The following is a 15938-nucleotide window of genomic DNA, read 5'->3' as shown; positions in this document are numbered from 1 at the left end:
ACTCCGGCCTCGACGCCGTCCTGCCGTTCTCCGAGCGCCACATCGGCCCCCGGCCCGCCGAGGTCGCCGCGATGCTGGATCGGCTCGGCTTCAGCTCGCTCGACGAGCTCATGGACGCCGCCGTCCCGGGCGGCATCCGGGCGACGGCGGAGCTCGACCTGCCCGAGCCCCTGACCGAGGAGGCCACCGCCCGAGAGCTGCGGGCGCTGGCCGCGGCCAACAACCCGATGGAGCCGATGATCGGGCTGGGCTACCACGCCACGGTCACCCCGCCGGTGATCCGGCGCAACGTGCTCGAGGACCCGAGCTGGTACACCGCCTACACGCCGTACCAGCCCGAGATCTCCCAGGGCCGGCTCGAGGCCCTGCTGAACTTCCAGACCGTGGTCGGTGACCTGACCGGCCTGCCCACCGCGAACGCGTCGCTGCTCGACGAGGGCACCGCGGTCGCCGAGGCGATGACGTTGGTACGCCGCGGCAACCGCAAGGCGTCCGGCCCCTTCGTGGTCGACGCGGACGCGCTGCCGCAGACCATCGAGGTGGTCCGCACCCGCGCCGAGGCGATGGGCATCGAGGTCGTCGTCGCCGACCTGTCGACGGGTGTGCCCGAGGGGGAGCTGTGCGGCGTGCTCGTGCAGTACCCCGGTGCGTCGGGCCGGATCCTCGACCCCCGCGCGGTCATCGAGACCGCCCACGAGCGCAACGCCCTCGCGGTCGTCGCCGCCGACCTGCTGGCCCTCACCCTGCTCGAGGCCCCCGGGACGCTCGGTGCCGACGTGGTCGTCGGCTCCACCCAGCGTTTCGGCGTCCCGCTCTTCTACGGCGGTCCGCACGCCGGCTACATGGCCGTCGGTCCGGGCCTCGAGCGGCACCTGCCCGGTCGCCTGGTCGGCGTCTCGGTCGACGCCGAGGGCCGCCCGGCGTACCGCCTCGCCCTGCAGACCCGGGAGCAGCACATCCGCCGGGACAAGGCGACCTCCAACATCTGCACCGCGCAGGTGCTGCTCGCCGTGGTCGCGTCGATGTACGCCGTCTACCACGGGCCGCGGGGCCTGCGCGGCATCGCGCAGCGCACCCACACCCTGGCCGCGCGCGCGGCTGCGTCACTGGCCGCCGCCGGCTACACCGTGCCGACGAGCAGCTTCTTCGACACCTTCACGGTGCAGGCGCCCGGCCGGGCCGAGAAGATCGTCGACGCCGCCCGGGCCGAGGGTCTCCAGCTGCGGCTGGTCGACGAGGACACCGTCGGGCTGTCCTTCTCCGAGGCCAGCGGCCCGCACACGCTCCGGGCGCTGCACGCGGCGTTCGGCGTGGTGCCCGCTGCCACCGAGCCGGCGGCGGCACTGCCGGAGTCGCTGGCGCGCACCACGCCGTACCTCGAGCACGAGGTCTTCAACAGCCACCACAGCGAGACCGCGATGCTGCGCTACCTGCGCCGGCTGTCCGCCCGCGACTTCGCCCTCGACCGCGGCATGATCCCGCTCGGCTCGTGCACCATGAAGCTGAACGCGACCACCGAGATGGAGCCGGTGTCGCTGCCGGGCTTCGCCGACCTGCACCCGTTCGCGCCGGCCGAGGACGCCGCGGGCTACCGCCGGCTGGTCGCCGAGCTGGAGGGCTGGCTGGCCGAGGTGACCGGCTACGACAAGGTCTCCATCCAGCCGAACGCCGGCTCCCAGGGCGAGCTCGCCGGCCTGCTCGCCATCCGCGGCTACCACCGCGCCAACGGCGAGGGTGAGCGCAACGTCTGCCTGATCCCCTCCTCGGCGCACGGCACCAACGCCGCCTCCGCGGTGATGGCGGGCATGAAGGTGGTCGTGGTCAAGTCCGGCGAGGACGGCTCGGTCGACCTCGACGACCTGCGTCGCCAGTGCGACGCGCACGCCCAGGACCTCGCGGCCATCATGGTCACCTACCCCTCGACGCACGGCGCCTACGAGGACTCCATCACCGAGCTCTGCGAGATCGTCCACGCGCACGGCGGACAGGTCTACGTCGACGGGGCCAACCTCAACGCGCTGCTGGGCTACGCCCGCCCCGGCGAGTTCGGCGGCGACGTCTCCCACCTGAACCTGCACAAGACCTTCTGCATCCCGCACGGTGGCGGCGGCCCCGGCGTCGGGCCGGTCGCGGTGCGCGCCCACCTCGCGCCGTACCTCCCCTCGCACGCCACGCACCCCGAGGCCGAGAAGCGGCAGGGCATCGGCCCGATCAGCGCCGCGCCGTACGGCTCCGCAGGGATCCTGCCGATCTCGTGGGCCTACATCCGGCTGATGGGTGCCGCGGGCCTGACCCGCGCGACCGCGGTGGCGGTGCTGTCCGCCAACTACGTGGCGGCGCGGCTAGGCGAGCACTTCCCGGTGCTGTACCGCGGCCACGGCGGGCTCGTCGCGCACGAGTGCATCCTCGACCTGCGCGGCCTGACCAAGGAGACCGGCGTGACCGTCGATGACGTCGCCAAGAGGCTCATCGACTACGGCTTCCACGCGCCCACGATGTCGTTCCCGGTCGCCGGCACGCTGATGGTCGAGCCGACCGAGTCCGAGGACCTCGCCGAGATCGACCGCTTCTGCGAGGCGATGATCGCGATCCGCGGCGAGATCGAGCGCGTCCGGGCGGGGGAGTGGACCCCCGAGGACTCGCCGCTGCGCGGTGCCCCGCACACCTCGCGCGCGCTGGTCGGCGGGTGGGAGCGGCCCTACAGCCGCGAGCTGGCGGTCTTCCCGGGCGGCATCGCCGGACCCAACGGGGTGGCGGACAAGTACTGGCCGCCGGTGGCCCGTATCGACCAGGCGTACGGCGACCGCAACCTGGTCTGCGCCTGCCCGCCCCTGGAGGCCTTCGCCGAATGAGCACGGTCGCCCCCGTCACCGCGCGCCGGCTGCTCGCGCGGCTCGCTGCCGCCCAGTCCGGTGGCCGGCTGCCCTCGGTGGTCGCCGGAGTCCTCCGCGACGGTGAGCTCGTGTGGACGGGAGCGTACGGCGACGCCGCCGTGCCCGGCCACGACCCGTACGACGTGCAGTACCGCATCGGGTCGATCACCAAGACCATGACGGCCGTGCTCGTCCTGCAGCTGGTGCGCGACGGCCGGCTCGGCCTCGACGAGCCCGCGGCCACGTGGCTGGGGGACGTGGCCTACGCCGACCGCACCATCCGCAGCCTGCTGGCCCACAACTCCGGCATGCGCTCGGAGCCGATCGGCTCGTGGTGGGAGCGCTCGGCCGGCCTGACCTGGGAGGAGCTGGCCGACGGCCACGACGGGGCCGGCGAGATCTTCCCGGCGCTGCAGCAGTTCCACTACTCCAACCTCGGCTTCGCCCTGCTCGGTGAGGTCGTGGCCCGCGAGCACGGGGTCGGCTGGTGGGAGTGCGTGCGGTCGCGGATCCTCGACCCGCTCGGCATGTCCCGGACCTCCTACCTTCCGGAGGGTGCGGCCGCGCAGGGGCAGAGCGTGCACCCCTACGCCTCGACGCTGGTCGACGAGCCGGCCACCGACACCGGTGCGATGGCGCCGGCCGGGCAGGTCTGGGCGACCCTGGCCGACCTCGCGACGTACAACGCCTTCCTGCTCGGGGGGCACCCCGACGTGCTCGGGCTCGACGCGCTGCTCGTCGCGTCGCACCCGCAGTCGGGTGACCGTGACGACGAGCTCGGCTACGCGCACGGCCTCGGCTTCCAGCTGCAGGCCGGCGGGTCGGGGATGCTGGTGGGCCACACGGGTTCGATGCCCGGCTTCCTGGCCGGCTGCTTCGTGGACCGTCGGCGTGGCACGGGCGCGGTGGTGCTCACCAACGCCACCACCGGTCTGGTGCCCGCCGACCTGGTCGTGGGCCTGCTCGACGAGCTGGAGCGCAACGAGCCGACGATCCCGTCCCCGTGGCGCCCCACGGCCTTGGTGCCCACCGAGCTGGCGGACGTCCTCGGCGTGTGGCACTGGGGCAACACGCCGTTCGTCTTCGCGATGGACGGGGACCGCCTGGTCGCCGCCCGGGCCGGTGAGGAGAAGTACACCTTCGCGGTCGTCGACGGCCGGATCATCGGCACGTCGGGCTACCACGCGGGTGAGGAGCTGCAGGTCGTACGCCGACCCGACGGGACGGTCAGCCACCTCGACGTGGCCACGTTCGTCTACACCCGGACGCCGTACGACCCGGACGCCCCCATCCCTGGGGGACATCCGGGTCGCTGACGGGGGAGATCAGCCGGTGATGTCCTCCTTGGTCACCTGCAGGTCGTAGTGGAACGCCGTGTCGCAGGTGAGCGGCCGCGTCCGGTGCCGCCAGGTCAGGGTGAGGTCGGTGCTCAGCCTGCGGTGGAAACCGTCGACGGTGACGAGCTGGCCGGCGTCGTCGTACTCCTCGTGGACCTGCTCGCGCGAGCCGACCCGCACGGCGCGGCCCTCGATGACGGCGCGCTTGCCGTCCACCTTGAGGGCGCCGAGCACCTGCCGGTGGTCGATGAAGCCGTCCGCGTCCTCGCGCGAGTTGCCGACCTGGTCGCCGTCGTCCCCGATGACGACCTGGATGACGTTCGCGTAGGTGTTGTTCTCGTAGACGCTGGCCCACACCGAGCGGCCACGGATGGTGCCGGTGCACTCGATGACGTTGCCCACCTCGTGCGTCGTGGTGGTCTCGGCCTGAGCGGCGAAGGAGGTGGGGGCGGGGGCGGCCGTGGCCGGAGTCGCGATGCCCAGCCCGGTGAGGGCGGAGGTCGCGGCCGCGGCCAGGGCGCCGAGGGTGAGCTGGGTGCTGCGCATGGTGGTGCTCCTGTGTTGTCGTGCCTGACTGGACGGCGGGGATACGCCCCGGAGCGACTCGCGGTTGCGTGGGCGGCACTGGTCCAGACCTGTCGACGGGCGCGTACTCGGACGGGGGTACGCCGACGCCCGGGGAGCGTGCGAACGGGCGGGGTCGGGTACGTCTGAGCCATGGAGGAGCACCGGGAGGTCGAGAACACCTACGCGCCCGGTCCCGGCACCGACCTCCCCGACCTGGCCGCGCTCCCCGGGGTCGCGAGGGTCGGTGACGCCGTGGTCGAGCAGCTCGACGCGACCTACTTCGACACGGTCGACCTCACGCTGCTGTCCGCGGGCGTGACGCTGCGCCGCCGGGAGGGCGGCAGCGACGAGGGCTGGCACCTGAAGCTGCCTGTCGGCCAGGGACGTGACGAGATCAGGCTGCCGCTGAGCGCGGCGCGGAAGGCACCCCCACGTCGACTGCTCGACATCGTCCGCGGCCGCACCCGTGGGGCGCCGGTCGTGGCGGTCGCGACCGTCGTCACCCGGCGCACCGAGCGGCCGCTGCAGGACGAGAGCGGCACCGTGCTCGCCGAGCTGGCGGACGACGAGGTGGTCGGCACCGACCTCGAACGTGGCTCGGAGGTGAGCTGGCGCGAGTGGGAGGTGGAGCTCGTCGAGGGCGACGTGACCCTCCTCGACGCCGTCGATCAGCTCATGCAGGCCGCGGACGTCCCGGCGAGCGGCCGCCCCCGCAAGATCCTGCACGTCCTCGGCGACCGCCTCGAGGAGCTGGAGCCCGTCCCCGCGCCGCGACCCGGCAGCCCCGCGGGGGACGTGCTGCGCCTGCGCCTGGCCGAGCAGGTGGAGGCGCTCCTGGTCCACGACACCGAGGTGCGGCGCGGGCGGGCCGAGGGCGTCCACCAGGCCCGGATCGCCTGTCGCCGGCTGCGGGTCGCGCTGGCGACGTTCCGGCCCCTCGTGGACCGCGGTGTCACCGATCCACTGCGTGACGAGCTCCGGTGGTTCGGCCGCCAGCTCGCCGAGCCGCGGGACGTCACGGTGGTGCGGCAGCGTCTGCAGGAACTGCTCGACCAGGAACCGCGGGCGCTGGTGCGCGGCCCGGCTCGTCGTCGGCTGCGCACGACGTACGACGTCCGTGGCCGGGCTGCGCGTGACCGGGTGGAGGAGCTGCTGGTGTCCGACCGTTATCTCGCCCTCCTCGACAACCTCGAGGCGCTGGTGCGGGAGCCGCCGTTGACTGCGTCGGCCCGGCGCCCGGCCAGCAAGGAGTTGCGGGCGCGCGTCCTGCGGGACTGGGAACGGCTGGATCGTCAGGTCGAGGACATCCTCGGTGGCCACGACGACGACGTCGCCTGGCACCAGGCCCGCAAGGACGCCAAGCGGTTCCGCTACGCGGCGGAGACGCTGCGCCCGGTCTGGCCGAAGGACGCCCGGCGGTTGGTGAAGTCCGCCAAGACGCTCACCACCCATCTCGGCGAGCGCCAGGACACCGTGGTCAGCCGGGTTCACCTGGTGGAGATCGGCCGGGAGGCCGACGCCACGGGTGAGAGCTCGTTCGTCTGGGGCCGCCTCCACGCGCGCGAGCAGGCGCGCTGCGCCGAGCTCGACGGCGAGTTCGAGGCGATCTGGCGGCGCGCGGCCCGCCCCAGGCGCCGGTCGTGGTTGACGTGACCCTCGGACGTCCGGCCGCGGGGGGCCCTTGGTCCCTGCCGGGACGGACCGCGTCGGAGGCAGCATGCGGGGATGGGCGAGATGGCCGCACAACACGTCGGTGAGCACCCCCAGGGGCGTCGGGACTACCACCGGGCCTGGTGGTCGTTGCTGCTCTTCGTCGTGTCGGGCGTCGCGGCGATCGCGGTCGGAGAGGGCCTCGCGAGCGCCTACGGGTACGACTCGTTCGAGCAGGAGAAGGCACCCACCTGGCTCGCCCTGGCGGTGGGCTACCCCGCGTTGCTCGTCTTCGCGATCCCGGCCCTCGTCACGACGCACTACGCGCGGCGCGCGGTGCGCGAGGGCGTGCCCATGGGGCGGGTGCCGATGGTCCTCGCCTGGGTCGGGGTGGGCGTCTTCGCGCTCCAGAACGCGCTCGCCTGGTTCTTCAGCTGAGCCTCGACGTTGGGGCCCCGCCGGCGTTCACATCGCCTGGGAGACGCTCGACATGTTGAAGTCGGGGACCCGCAGCGCCGGGGTCGCGGTGCGGGAGAAGTAGTCGTCGCCCCACTCGCGGCTGAAGCTCGGCACGGTCGCGGACGCGTGGGTGAACCGGCGCAGCAGGTCCACCGGGCTCTCGTTGAAGCGGAAGTTGTTGACCGCTCCGGTGATCTCGCCGTTCTCGACCAGGTAGACGCCGTCGCGGGTCAGCCCGGTGAGCAGCAGGCTCTGCGGGTCGACGACCCGGATGTACCACAGGCAGGTCAGCAGCAGCCCGCGCTCGGTGCCGGCGACCAGGTCGTCGATGCTGCCCGTGGCGCCGTCGACGGTCAGCGCGAGGTTGTCGATGGCCGGGGTGACCGGCTGGCCGGTCATCGCGGCGGAGTGGCGGGTCTGGAGCAGCGCGGTGAGCTCGCCGTCGCGGATCCAGTCGGTGTGCGTGAGCGGCAGGCCGTTGTCGAAGACCGACTGCTCGTTGTCCGAGGTCGTGGCGACCGTGAACGGCGCGCACTGCAGGCCGTCGTACGCCGGGTCGGAGAAGAGGTTCACGCCTCGGTTGACGATCCGGTCGCCGATCCGCGTCCCGGCGCCGCGCTTGCTGTAGACCGACTGGCCCTCCCAGGCGACCCGGGCGCCGGCGTACCAGTAGGCGTCGATCATCAGGTCCGCCATCGCGGTGGGCGGCAGGATCGTGTCGAAGCGTCCGGCCGGCAGGTCGACGCGCCGCTTCCCCCAGGCCAGGCGCTGGGCGACGGCCGCGTCCATCGCCAGCGCGTCGACGTCGGAGAAGTCGCGCGTGGCCCCGCCCACCCAGGCGCTCTGGGAGAGGTCGGCGGTCTTGCCCGTGCAGCCGTAGTGCCCCGTCGGCTGCACGTGCCGCAGCCGCAGGCCCGTCGTCGAGCCGAGGTAGGTCGTGGTGAGCTCGTGGTTGACGAACCCGTAGAGCACCCGGCCCTCGGACGACGCCCGGCCGAACGCCTCGCCCAGCGCGGGAGCGAAGGCGTCGTAGACGTGGATGTCGGTGTGGACGGGCGCGTCGTCCCAGTCGGCCGCGGCCTCGCCCACGACCAGGTCGTTGGCATCCTCCGCCGGCGCTCCCGCACGCGCGGCCGCGTCGGCCGCCTCGACGAGGGCGGTCACCTGCGCCTGCGAGCTGGCGCTGCCGGTGACCGACCCGGTGGCCGTGCCGCCGTCCTTGCGCACGAACGAGACCACGGTGACGGTCACACCGTGCATCACGCCGTTGGTGGTGAGGGTGTTGTTGGCCCAGCGGAGGTTGGCGCTGGTGGCGTCGCGGACGATGCAGACGCAGTGGTCGGCCATCGTCGTGGCCAGCGCGTGCTCGACCAGCGACTGCGGGGTCATGACGTTCGGGGTGCTCATCAGTGGCCTGCCTCGTCGGTGGTGTTGAGGATGCGGACGCAGCGGAAGAGCGAGGTGGGGCAGCCGTGGCTGACGGCTGCGACCTGCCCGGGCTGGGCCTTGCCGCAGTTGAAGGCGCCGCCGAGGACCCACGTCTGCGGGCCGCCGACGGCCTCCATCGAGTTCCAGAAGTCGGTCGTGGTCGCCTGGTAGGCGACGTCACGCACCTGGCCGACCAGCTCGCCGTCGACGATGCGGTAGAACCGCTGACCGGTGAACTGGAAGTTGAAGCGCTGCATGTCGATCGACCAGCTCTTGTCACCGACGACGTAGAGGCCGCGCTCGACGCGCCCGATGAGCTCCTCGGTGCTGGGGCCGTCCTCGGCCGGCTGGAGCGAGACGTTGGCCATCCGCTGGATGGGGATGTGGCCGGGGGAGTCGGCGTACGCGCAGCCGTTCGACCGGCCGCCGTTGAGCTCGGGCAGCATCCGGCCCATCGGCCGGTCGAGCTGGTAGCCCACCAGGACGCCGTCGCGGACGATGTCCCACGACTGCGTCTGCACGCCCTCGTCGTCGTAGCCGACGGTCGCCAGGCCGTGCTCGACCGTGCGGTCACCCGTCACGTTCATCACCGGGGAGCCGTACTGCAGGGTGTTGAGCTTGTCGATGGTGGCGAAGGACGTGCCGGCGTAGTTGGCCTCGTAGCCCAGCGCCCGGTCGAGCTCGGTCGCGTGACCGATCGACTCGTGGATGGTCAGCCACAGGTTGGACGGGTGGATGACCAGGTCGTAGGTGCCGGCCTCGATGCTGGGCGCCTTCAGCTTCTCGGCGAGCAGCTCGGGCACCTGCTCGATCTCGCCGTCCCAGTCGTAGCTGCCGTCGGTGAGGTACTCCCAGCCGCGGCCGACGGGCGGCGCGATGCTGGCCATCGAGTCGAAGGTGTCGGCACCCGCACCCATGGCCTCGAACCCCGGCTGCATGCGTACCCGCTGCTGCGTGGTCCGGGTGCCGGCGAGGTCGGCGTAGTACTTGTTCTCCTGGACCTGCTGCAGGTCCGCGCTGGCGTGGTCGACCGCGGCCCCGGTCCGCAGCCGGTTGGTCCAGTCGATGAGCAGCGCGGCCTTGTCGGCCACCGGCACCTCGAGCGGGTTGAGCTCGTACGACGACACCCAGGTGACGTCGTCGTGGACGGGCTCGGGCGCGATCTCCACCGGCTGGCTCGTCATCTCCGCAGCGACCACCGCGACCGCCACGGCCGTCTCGGCGACGCGGACCGCCTCGTCGGTGGTCAGCACGACGCCGGAGGCGAAGCCCCAGGCCCCGCGGTGGATCACCCGGACCGCGAAGCCGAGGTCCTCGTGGTCGCTCGCACCCTGCAGCACGCCGTCACGCACCCCGAGGTGCTGGTAGCGCACCCGCTCGAAGCGGAAGTCCGCGTGGCTCACGCCGAGCTCGCGGGCCCGCGCCAGCGCGGCATCCCCCAGGCTGCGGTAGGGGAGTGCGGTGAAGGTCGGGTCGAGTCCCGGTGCGCTCATGGGAGGGAACCTATCGCGCAACGCCACCGGATCCGCACGAGCGACAGGCCGGTGTCTGTCGGAGGTCGCTGGTCTGGCCCATCGGGGCGAGCGGTCCCCCGAATCGAGGAACCCGGGCATGCGGGACCCCACGCGGACCTGGTTCCTGCCTACCGTCCGGTGAGCGGGGGGACCGCCTTCCCCCGGCACGAGATGGAGGTAGAGCATGAAACGTGTTGTTGCAGCACTGACGCTCGGGCTGGTCGCGGCCCTGTGCGGCGTCGTGAGCCCGGCGTCGGCCACGAACATCGGCAACGAGGGCTGCACGCCCGGCTACTGGAAGAACCACACCGACAGCTGGGAGGAAGCCAGGCCCGACGGCTACTTCAGCGACAAGTTCTCCGCCGGCACCTCGGGCGTGCTCAACGGCAAGACGTTGCTCGCTGCGCTCGACGGCGGCGGCGGTCCCGGTGTGGCCGGTGCCGAGCTGATCCTGGCCCGGGCGGCGACCGCGGCCTACCTCAACGCGGCGAACGAGGGTCTCGGCTACCCCTGGCGCCGTACGAGCGAGGGCCTGGACGGCCGCCCGCCGCTGGTGCCGACCGTGAAGGCCGCGCTGGCGTCGAAGGACCGGGCCACGATCCTCGCGCTCGCCACCCGGCTGGACAACGACAACAACCTCGGCTGCCCGCTGAGCTGATCCACGCGCCGCGCCGCCGTCCCGCACCCCCTCCGGTCGGGCGGCGGCGCGGTTGCGTCCGGGGTGGGACCTTCTGCCGTACCCCGGCACCCCGGGCCGGAGCAGGATGAGGCCATGGACGACCCGGTCGTGGCCCAGCTGGCGGCGTACAACGCCCACGACGTCGACGCGTTCGTGGCCTGCTACGCGACCGACGCCGAGATCGTCGACGGCGCCGGCGTGACCCTGATGGCGGGGCACGCCGAGATGCGGGAGAAGTACGCCGAGCTCTTCGCCCACCACCCCGACGTGCACGCGGACGTCGGCGAGCGACTGCGGGAGCGGGACTGGGTCGTGGACCACGAGGTGGTGCACACCGGAACGGGTGCCCGGGGATACCTGGTGGCGTACCGCGTGCACGAGGCGGTCATCGACCGTGTGGTGATCCTGGGCGGCTGAGCCAGGATCCGGGCCGGGCCTCGGCGGTCAGCGGGTCACGGACAGGGTCGAGCCCCGGCGCGCCTTGGTGACCTCGAGCTGGGTGGGGATCCGGTCCCGCATCTCGGCGACGTGGCTGACCACGCCGACGACACGTCCGCCGTCGCGCAGCGAGTCGAGCGTGTCCATGACGTCGTCGAGCGTGTCGGCGTCCAGCGAGCCGAAGCCCTCGTCGACGAAGAGCGTGTCGAGGTCGGCGCCACCCGCCTCCTGGGTGATGACGTCGGCGAGACCGAGGGCCAGGGCGAGGGACGCCACGAAGGTCTCGCCGCCCGAGAGCGTGGCCGGGTCGCGTGCCTCGCCGGACCAGTCGTCGCGCACCAGCAGGCTCAGGCCGCCGCGCGTCTCACCGGCGCCCCGCCGACCGGTGTGCTCCAGCGAGTAGCGTCGGTCGCTCATCGACGCCAGCCGCTCGTTGGCCGCGGCCACGACCTGGGAGAGCCGGTAGGCGAGGACGTACGCCGAGAGCCGCATCTGCAGCCGGTTGTCGGCAGCCTTGCCCTCCGCGAAGCTCGACACCCGGGTGACCAGGTCGAGCTCGTCGCGGATCGGGGCCCACGCGTCGAGCGCGGCGGCCAGGTCGCAGACCAGCACGTGGAGTCGCTCGTGGCCGGCGGCGGCGCGGGTGGCCCGGGCCCGCGCGTGGCCGAGCGCCTCGAGTGCCTCGGTGTGCGTCGAGACGAGGACGGGCACCTCGGGCAGCTCGGCGGCCGCCAGCTCGGCGGCGCCGGGCTCCTCGAGGACGGCGGCGAGGGCGGCCAGCCGCTGGTCGTGGTCGCGGACGAGGCGCTCGAGGTCGCGCAGCTCGTCCATGCCGAGCTGCGCCGCAGCGGCCTCCCGGGACGAGGCGAAACCGGACTCCGCGGCCGCGGTCTCCAGCTGCGACCGGGACTCGCCCAGTGCTCGTTCCGCGGTGGCCTTCTCGGCCAGGGCCGCGAGGGCGTCGCGCCCGGCAGCCGCCTGGCGCTGGGTGAGGTCGAGCAGCTCGGCCAGGTCGCGGGCACCGGTGCCGCGGAGCAGCCCCTCCACCTCGGCCCGGACCCGTTCCAGCTCGGCGGTCAGCGTGGCCGTCGAGGCGGCGAGGGTGCCCAGCTCGAGCTCGAGCGCGCGGATCGCGCCGTCCAGACGCTCGTGGTCGGCCTCAGCGCGACCCAGGTCGGCGCGCACCGTGGCCTCCCGCGCCGAGAGCGCCTGCAGCTCGGCCAGCTGCGCGCCCGCCTCCTCCAGCAGCGCGGCCTGCTCGTCGACAGGGAGGTCGCCGGCCTGGTCGCGCGCCACGGCGAGCAGGGTCGTCAGCTCGCGCACCCGCTCCTGGTGGAGCAGCTCGGTGGCCTTGCCGTCGTCGAGCTCCTTGAGGGCCTGCTTCTCGGCGGCGGAGTCGGGGGTGCCCGGCACGGGCACTGCGCGGTGCGGGTGGTCGGCGGAGCCGCAGACCGGGCAGCAGGCGCCGACGGCCAGGGCACCCGCGATCTCGGCGGCCATGCCCTCCAGCCGGGCCTCCCGCACGTCGAGCCACACCTCGCGCAGACGACTGGCCTCGTGGACCGCGACGGCGAGGGCCTCGCGGGCGGCCGCGAGGTCCGCGTCGAGCCGCGCGGCTCGACGGTGCGCATCGATGCGCCCACGGAGGTCCTGGACGCGCCCCTCCGCCAGCGGGACCGCGCCGGTGGCGCGCGTCGCCTCGACCAGGTCCGCGCGCAGCGCGGCGATGCGGGCGGGGAGCGACCGCCGCTCGGCGGCCAGCTCGTCGAGCTCGGCCTGCGCGGCGACGTGGCGCCGGCGGGCGGCTGCCAGCCCGGCCTCGACCTCGTGACAGCGTGCCTCACGGGGCAGCGCCGAGCGCACCAGGGCGACGTGGTCGGTCGCCTCGGAGACCGCGGAGGCGAGCGTCTCGGCATCCACCACGAGCACACCGAGCTGCTCGGCGGCCCGAGAGCTCGCGGCCGAGGCGCGTGCGGAGGCGCGGTCGAAGGCGATCTCGGCGGCACGAGCCAGCCGGTGCAGCGGGGCGACGGCGGCGGCGCGGCGGGCCGCGTCGAGCGCGGCGCGGGCTGTTTCCTGCTCGTCGGAGTCGTCGAGCATCTGCGCGTGCTCGGCGGCGGCGGCATCGAGGCGCCGACGCCGGGCGACCAGGGCGCGACCCTCCTCGAGTGCCACGCGCGCGGTGGTCTCGGCCGTGGCTGCCGACGCGAGCGCGTCGTCGGCCGCCGACCGCTCGGCGACAGCGCGCTGGGACAGCTCGGTGGACCACGCGGTCAGGTCGCCGGTCGCGGCCGGGACCCGGAGGTCGCGGACGTCCCAGCCGTCGGGGAGCGCGACGCCCGCGGTCTCGCTGATCCTGCTCACCAGGTCGGCCACGTCCTGGTGGGCGGCGTCGGACTGCCGGCGCAGCGCGACCCGGCGGTCGCGCAGCCAGCGCTCGACCTCCTCGAACCGACCGGTGCGGAACAGTCGCTGCAGGAGCTGGTGGCGTTCCTCCGAGCGGGCCCGGAGGAAGGCCTGGAAGCGGCCCTGCGGCAGCAGCGCCACCTGGGTGAACTGGGTGAGGTTCATGCCGACCAGCCGGGTCACCAGGTGGCCGGTCTCGTCGAGACGGGTGGAGAGGGGCTGCCACACGCCGTCGACGCGCTCGCTGATCGTGACCGATGCCTGCTGGGTGGTGACGCCCGTGCCCCGCTTCTTCGGCCGCTCCCAGGAGGGGGAACGCACGATGCGGAACCGGCGACCGGACAGGGTCGCCTCGAGCACCACGCGAGGGGCCGCGCCGGGAGCCGCCTGGTCGCAGCGGAGCCGGCGGGCCGCGCCGCGGTCACCGGGCACGTCGCCGTAGAGGGCGAAGCAGACCGCGTCGAGCACGCTGGTCTTGCCGGCGCCGGTCGCGCCGGAGAGCAGGAACAGGCCGGCGTCGGAGAGGTGGTCGAAGTCGACGCTGACGTCGCCGGCGAACGGGCCGAACGCGGAGATCTCGAGGTGGTGGAGGCGCATCAGCCGCCTGCCCCGGACACGAGGACGTCGCGGTCGGGGTCCTCGCAGCAGGAGTCGAAGGCGGTGCGCAGCAGCGCAGCCTCGTCCTCGGTCGCCGCGGACCCCCGCATCTCCGCCACGAAGTCGAGCGCGATGTCGTGGTCGCTGCGGCCCCGCAGCCGCGCTGTCGGGACCGGGCTCCGGTCGCCGGACGCGGGCTCGAAGCCCAGGACCAGCGTGTGGGGGAACCGCGACCGCAGCCGGTCCATCGCCTGCTGGGGGCGCACGTCGTCGGTGAGGGTCGCCTGCACCCACGAGGCCTCGTGGGTGGTCAGGGCGGGGTCGGCCAGGAGCTCCTCGAGCGTGCCCCGGAGCCGGGCCAGCGGCCGCGGCACCGGAGCGTCGACGAACTCGGCGCCGGTGACGCCGTCCCGACCCAGGTCGACCAGCCACGCGCCCTTGCGGTGGGTGGCCTCGGAGAACGAGTAGGCCAGCGGGGAACCGCTGTAGCGCACGGTGTCGCTGAGGGTGTGGCGACCGTGCAGGTGGCCGAGCGCCGCGTAGTCGACCCCGTCGAAGACCGACGTCGGCACGATCGACACCCCGCCGACGCTGATGTCCCGCTCGGAGTCGCTGGCCTGCACGTTGTCCGCGCCACCGGCGACGAAGGCGTGCGCGAGGACGACCGAGCGGGCGCCCGGGCGGCCTTCGAGGTCGGTCCGGACGCGCCGCATGGCCTCGGTGAGCGCTGCCTGGTGCGACCGCGCGCCCAGTCCCCAGGGCTCGCGCACGGAGTCCGGGTCGAGGTAGGGGATGCCGTGCACGGCCACCGGGCCGTGCTCGTCCTCGAGGAGCACCGGGGTCCCGACGCTGCCGGCGTCGGTGCGGATGAAGACGCCTGCGGCGTCGATCAGCCGGGAGCTGAAACCGAGCCGCTGGGCCGAGTCGTGGTTGCCGCTGGTGATGACGACCGTCGCCCGCGACGCGGCCAGCCGGGCCAGCGCCTCGTCGGCGAGCCGCACCGCGTCGACGTGGGGGAGCGCCCGGTCGTAGACGTCACCGGCCACGACCACGAGGTCGACCCGCTCGGTGGCGACGACCTCCAGCAGGTGGTCGACGTACGCCGCCTGGTGGGTGAGCATCCCCTCGCGGTGGAACGACCGGCCCAGGTGCCAGTCGGAGGTGTGCAGGATGCGCATGCGACCAACCTAGGAACCCCCACCGACAGTCCGGTGCACCCCACGCCGCCGGACGGTTGGATGTGACCTGGAGCGCGCTCGCGACGCGGCGTCGGCGGGGTCGCTCGCGCCTGCCGGGCCGGGTGCACGAGGCTGGTGCCATGACATCGCAGGACGGCGGGTCCGACGACCCGCGGACGATCGAGCTCGGCGCACGGCTGGCCACCTGGCTGGAGGAGCTCGGCCTCGACTCGCACCTGGCCGAGAGCGGCCTGCCCTCGTTCACCCGCGACCCGCAGGGTCGCCCGGTGTGGAGCGAGCCCGGCTCCGGGGAGCCGCTGGCGCTCGCCCGGCTCGAGGAGCTCGACCGGGTGCTGCACAGTGAGGGTTCCGACCCCCGGCACGCCGTCCCCGTGCCCCTGCTGCTCCTCGCCCGGCAGGCACGTCTGCGGGACGAGCTGCTCGCCAGCCCCTGGTTCACCTACGAGACCTTGGCCGAGCTGCGCGGTGCCTCCCTCGAGTCCACCCGCTTCGCGGTGCACAAGGCCGGCGGGACGCACCGGCTGCTGGTCGTGCCCGCAGACGGGCGGGTGCTCGTGCCGGCCTTCCAGCTCGACGACCGGGGCGAGCTGCGGCCCGAGCTCGGACCGGTGCTCGAGCCGCTGTTGGCTGCCGGCATGGACCCCTGGCGGGCCTGGGCCTGGCTGACCCAGCCGGCCGGGCTGCTCGGTGGCCTGGTGCCCGAGCGGGCAGCGGCCGACCCGGAGCACGCCGTCGTCGTGGCTCGTGCCGCGGAGCGGCTGGCGGAGCGGGTGGCCGCCGACCGCTGACCC

Annotated in this window: 12 protein-coding genes; 7 read left to right on the top strand and 5 right to left on the bottom strand. The window is 73.7% G+C overall.

What is annotated here, in order from left to right; all coding sequences use genetic code 11:
• Positions 1-71: 71 nt before the first annotated feature.
• Together gcvP and ACFO9I_RS11745 are read left to right on the top strand one after the other, a co-directional pair.
• Positions 72-2852: an aminomethyl-transferring glycine dehydrogenase gene (gene gcvP / locus ACFO9I_RS11750; protein ID WP_379181137.1), complete on the top strand. Its 2781-nt coding sequence runs from the start codon at positions 72-74 to the stop codon at positions 2850-2852.
• A complete protein-coding gene (locus tag ACFO9I_RS11745) occupies positions 2849-4189 on the top strand; it encodes a serine hydrolase domain-containing protein (RefSeq protein ID WP_379180976.1) in 1341 nt (446 codons plus the stop codon). Before gcvP ends, ACFO9I_RS11745 begins: the two co-directional genes overlap by 4 nt.
• A 9-nt stretch (positions 4190-4198) precedes the next feature.
• On the opposite strand, the gene ACFO9I_RS11740 is transcribed toward ACFO9I_RS11745, so the two are convergent.
• Positions 4199-4756 carry a hypothetical protein gene (locus ACFO9I_RS11740; protein WP_379180975.1) on the bottom strand — a complete coding sequence of 186 codons (558 nt, stop codon included), beginning with the start codon at positions 4754-4756 and terminating at the stop codon, positions 4199-4201.
• Positions 4757-4927: 171 nt separating this feature from the next.
• Here ACFO9I_RS11740 and ACFO9I_RS11735 point away from each other — a divergent pair, with 171 nt between their 5' ends.
• Together ACFO9I_RS11735 and ACFO9I_RS11730 are read left to right on the top strand one after the other, a co-directional pair.
• Entirely contained in the window at positions 4928-6430 is a 1503-nt protein-coding gene (locus ACFO9I_RS11735) for a CHAD domain-containing protein (protein WP_379180973.1), read from the top strand.
• 81 nt (positions 6431-6511) lie between these two features.
• Positions 6512-6865, top strand: a complete 354-nt coding sequence (locus ACFO9I_RS11730; protein ID WP_379180971.1) for a hypothetical protein — start codon at positions 6512-6514, stop codon at positions 6863-6865.
• Positions 6866-6892: 27 nt separating this feature from the next.
• On the opposite strand, the gene ACFO9I_RS11725 is transcribed toward ACFO9I_RS11730, so the two are convergent.
• Positions 6893-8293 (bottom strand): metallopeptidase TldD-related protein, encoded by a 1401-nt coding sequence (locus ACFO9I_RS11725; RefSeq protein ID WP_379180969.1) that lies wholly within the window; start codon positions 8291-8293, stop codon positions 6893-6895.
• On the bottom strand, positions 8293-9807 hold the full coding sequence (locus tag ACFO9I_RS11720) for a TldD/PmbA family protein (protein ID WP_379180967.1): 1515 nt from the start codon (positions 9805-9807) through the stop codon (positions 8293-8295). The genes ACFO9I_RS11725 and ACFO9I_RS11720 overlap by 1 nt, the downstream gene beginning before the upstream one ends.
• A gap of 205 nt (positions 9808-10012) precedes the next feature.
• Between ACFO9I_RS11720 and ACFO9I_RS11715 the strand changes: the two genes are divergently transcribed.
• Entirely contained in the window at positions 10013-10486 is a 474-nt protein-coding gene (locus tag ACFO9I_RS11715; protein ID WP_379180965.1) for a hypothetical protein, read from the top strand.
• Positions 10487-10600: 114 nt separating this feature from the next.
• Positions 10601-10924 (top strand): nuclear transport factor 2 family protein, encoded by a 324-nt coding sequence (locus tag ACFO9I_RS11710; protein WP_379180963.1) that lies wholly within the window; start codon positions 10601-10603, stop codon positions 10922-10924.
• 27 nt (positions 10925-10951) lie between these two features.
• Here ACFO9I_RS11710 and ACFO9I_RS11705 read toward each other — a convergent pair whose 3' ends face one another.
• Together ACFO9I_RS11705 and ACFO9I_RS11700 are read right to left on the bottom strand one after the other, a co-directional pair.
• Positions 10952-13948, bottom strand: coding sequence for an AAA family ATPase (locus ACFO9I_RS11705; RefSeq protein WP_379180961.1), 2997 nt, complete (start codon positions 13946-13948; stop codon positions 10952-10954).
• A complete protein-coding gene (locus tag ACFO9I_RS11700) occupies positions 13948-15126 on the bottom strand; it encodes an exonuclease SbcCD subunit D (protein WP_379180959.1) in 1179 nt (392 codons plus the stop codon). Before ACFO9I_RS11700 ends, ACFO9I_RS11705 begins: the two co-directional genes overlap by 1 nt.
• Before the next feature lie 140 nt (positions 15127-15266).
• Here ACFO9I_RS11700 and ACFO9I_RS11695 point away from each other — a divergent pair, with 140 nt between their 5' ends.
• Positions 15267-15935, top strand: a complete 669-nt coding sequence (locus tag ACFO9I_RS11695; RefSeq protein WP_379180957.1) for a hypothetical protein — start codon at positions 15267-15269, stop codon at positions 15933-15935.
• Positions 15936-15938 lie beyond the last annotated feature (3 nt).

It is taken from the genome of Nocardioides sp. GCM10023255 (genome assembly GCF_042653125.1).
Lineage (GTDB): Bacteria > Actinomycetota > Actinomycetes > Propionibacteriales > Nocardioidaceae > Nocardioides.
The sequence above is the reverse complement of the archived record's forward strand: the minus strand, read 5'-3'. Positions and strand labels throughout refer to the sequence as shown.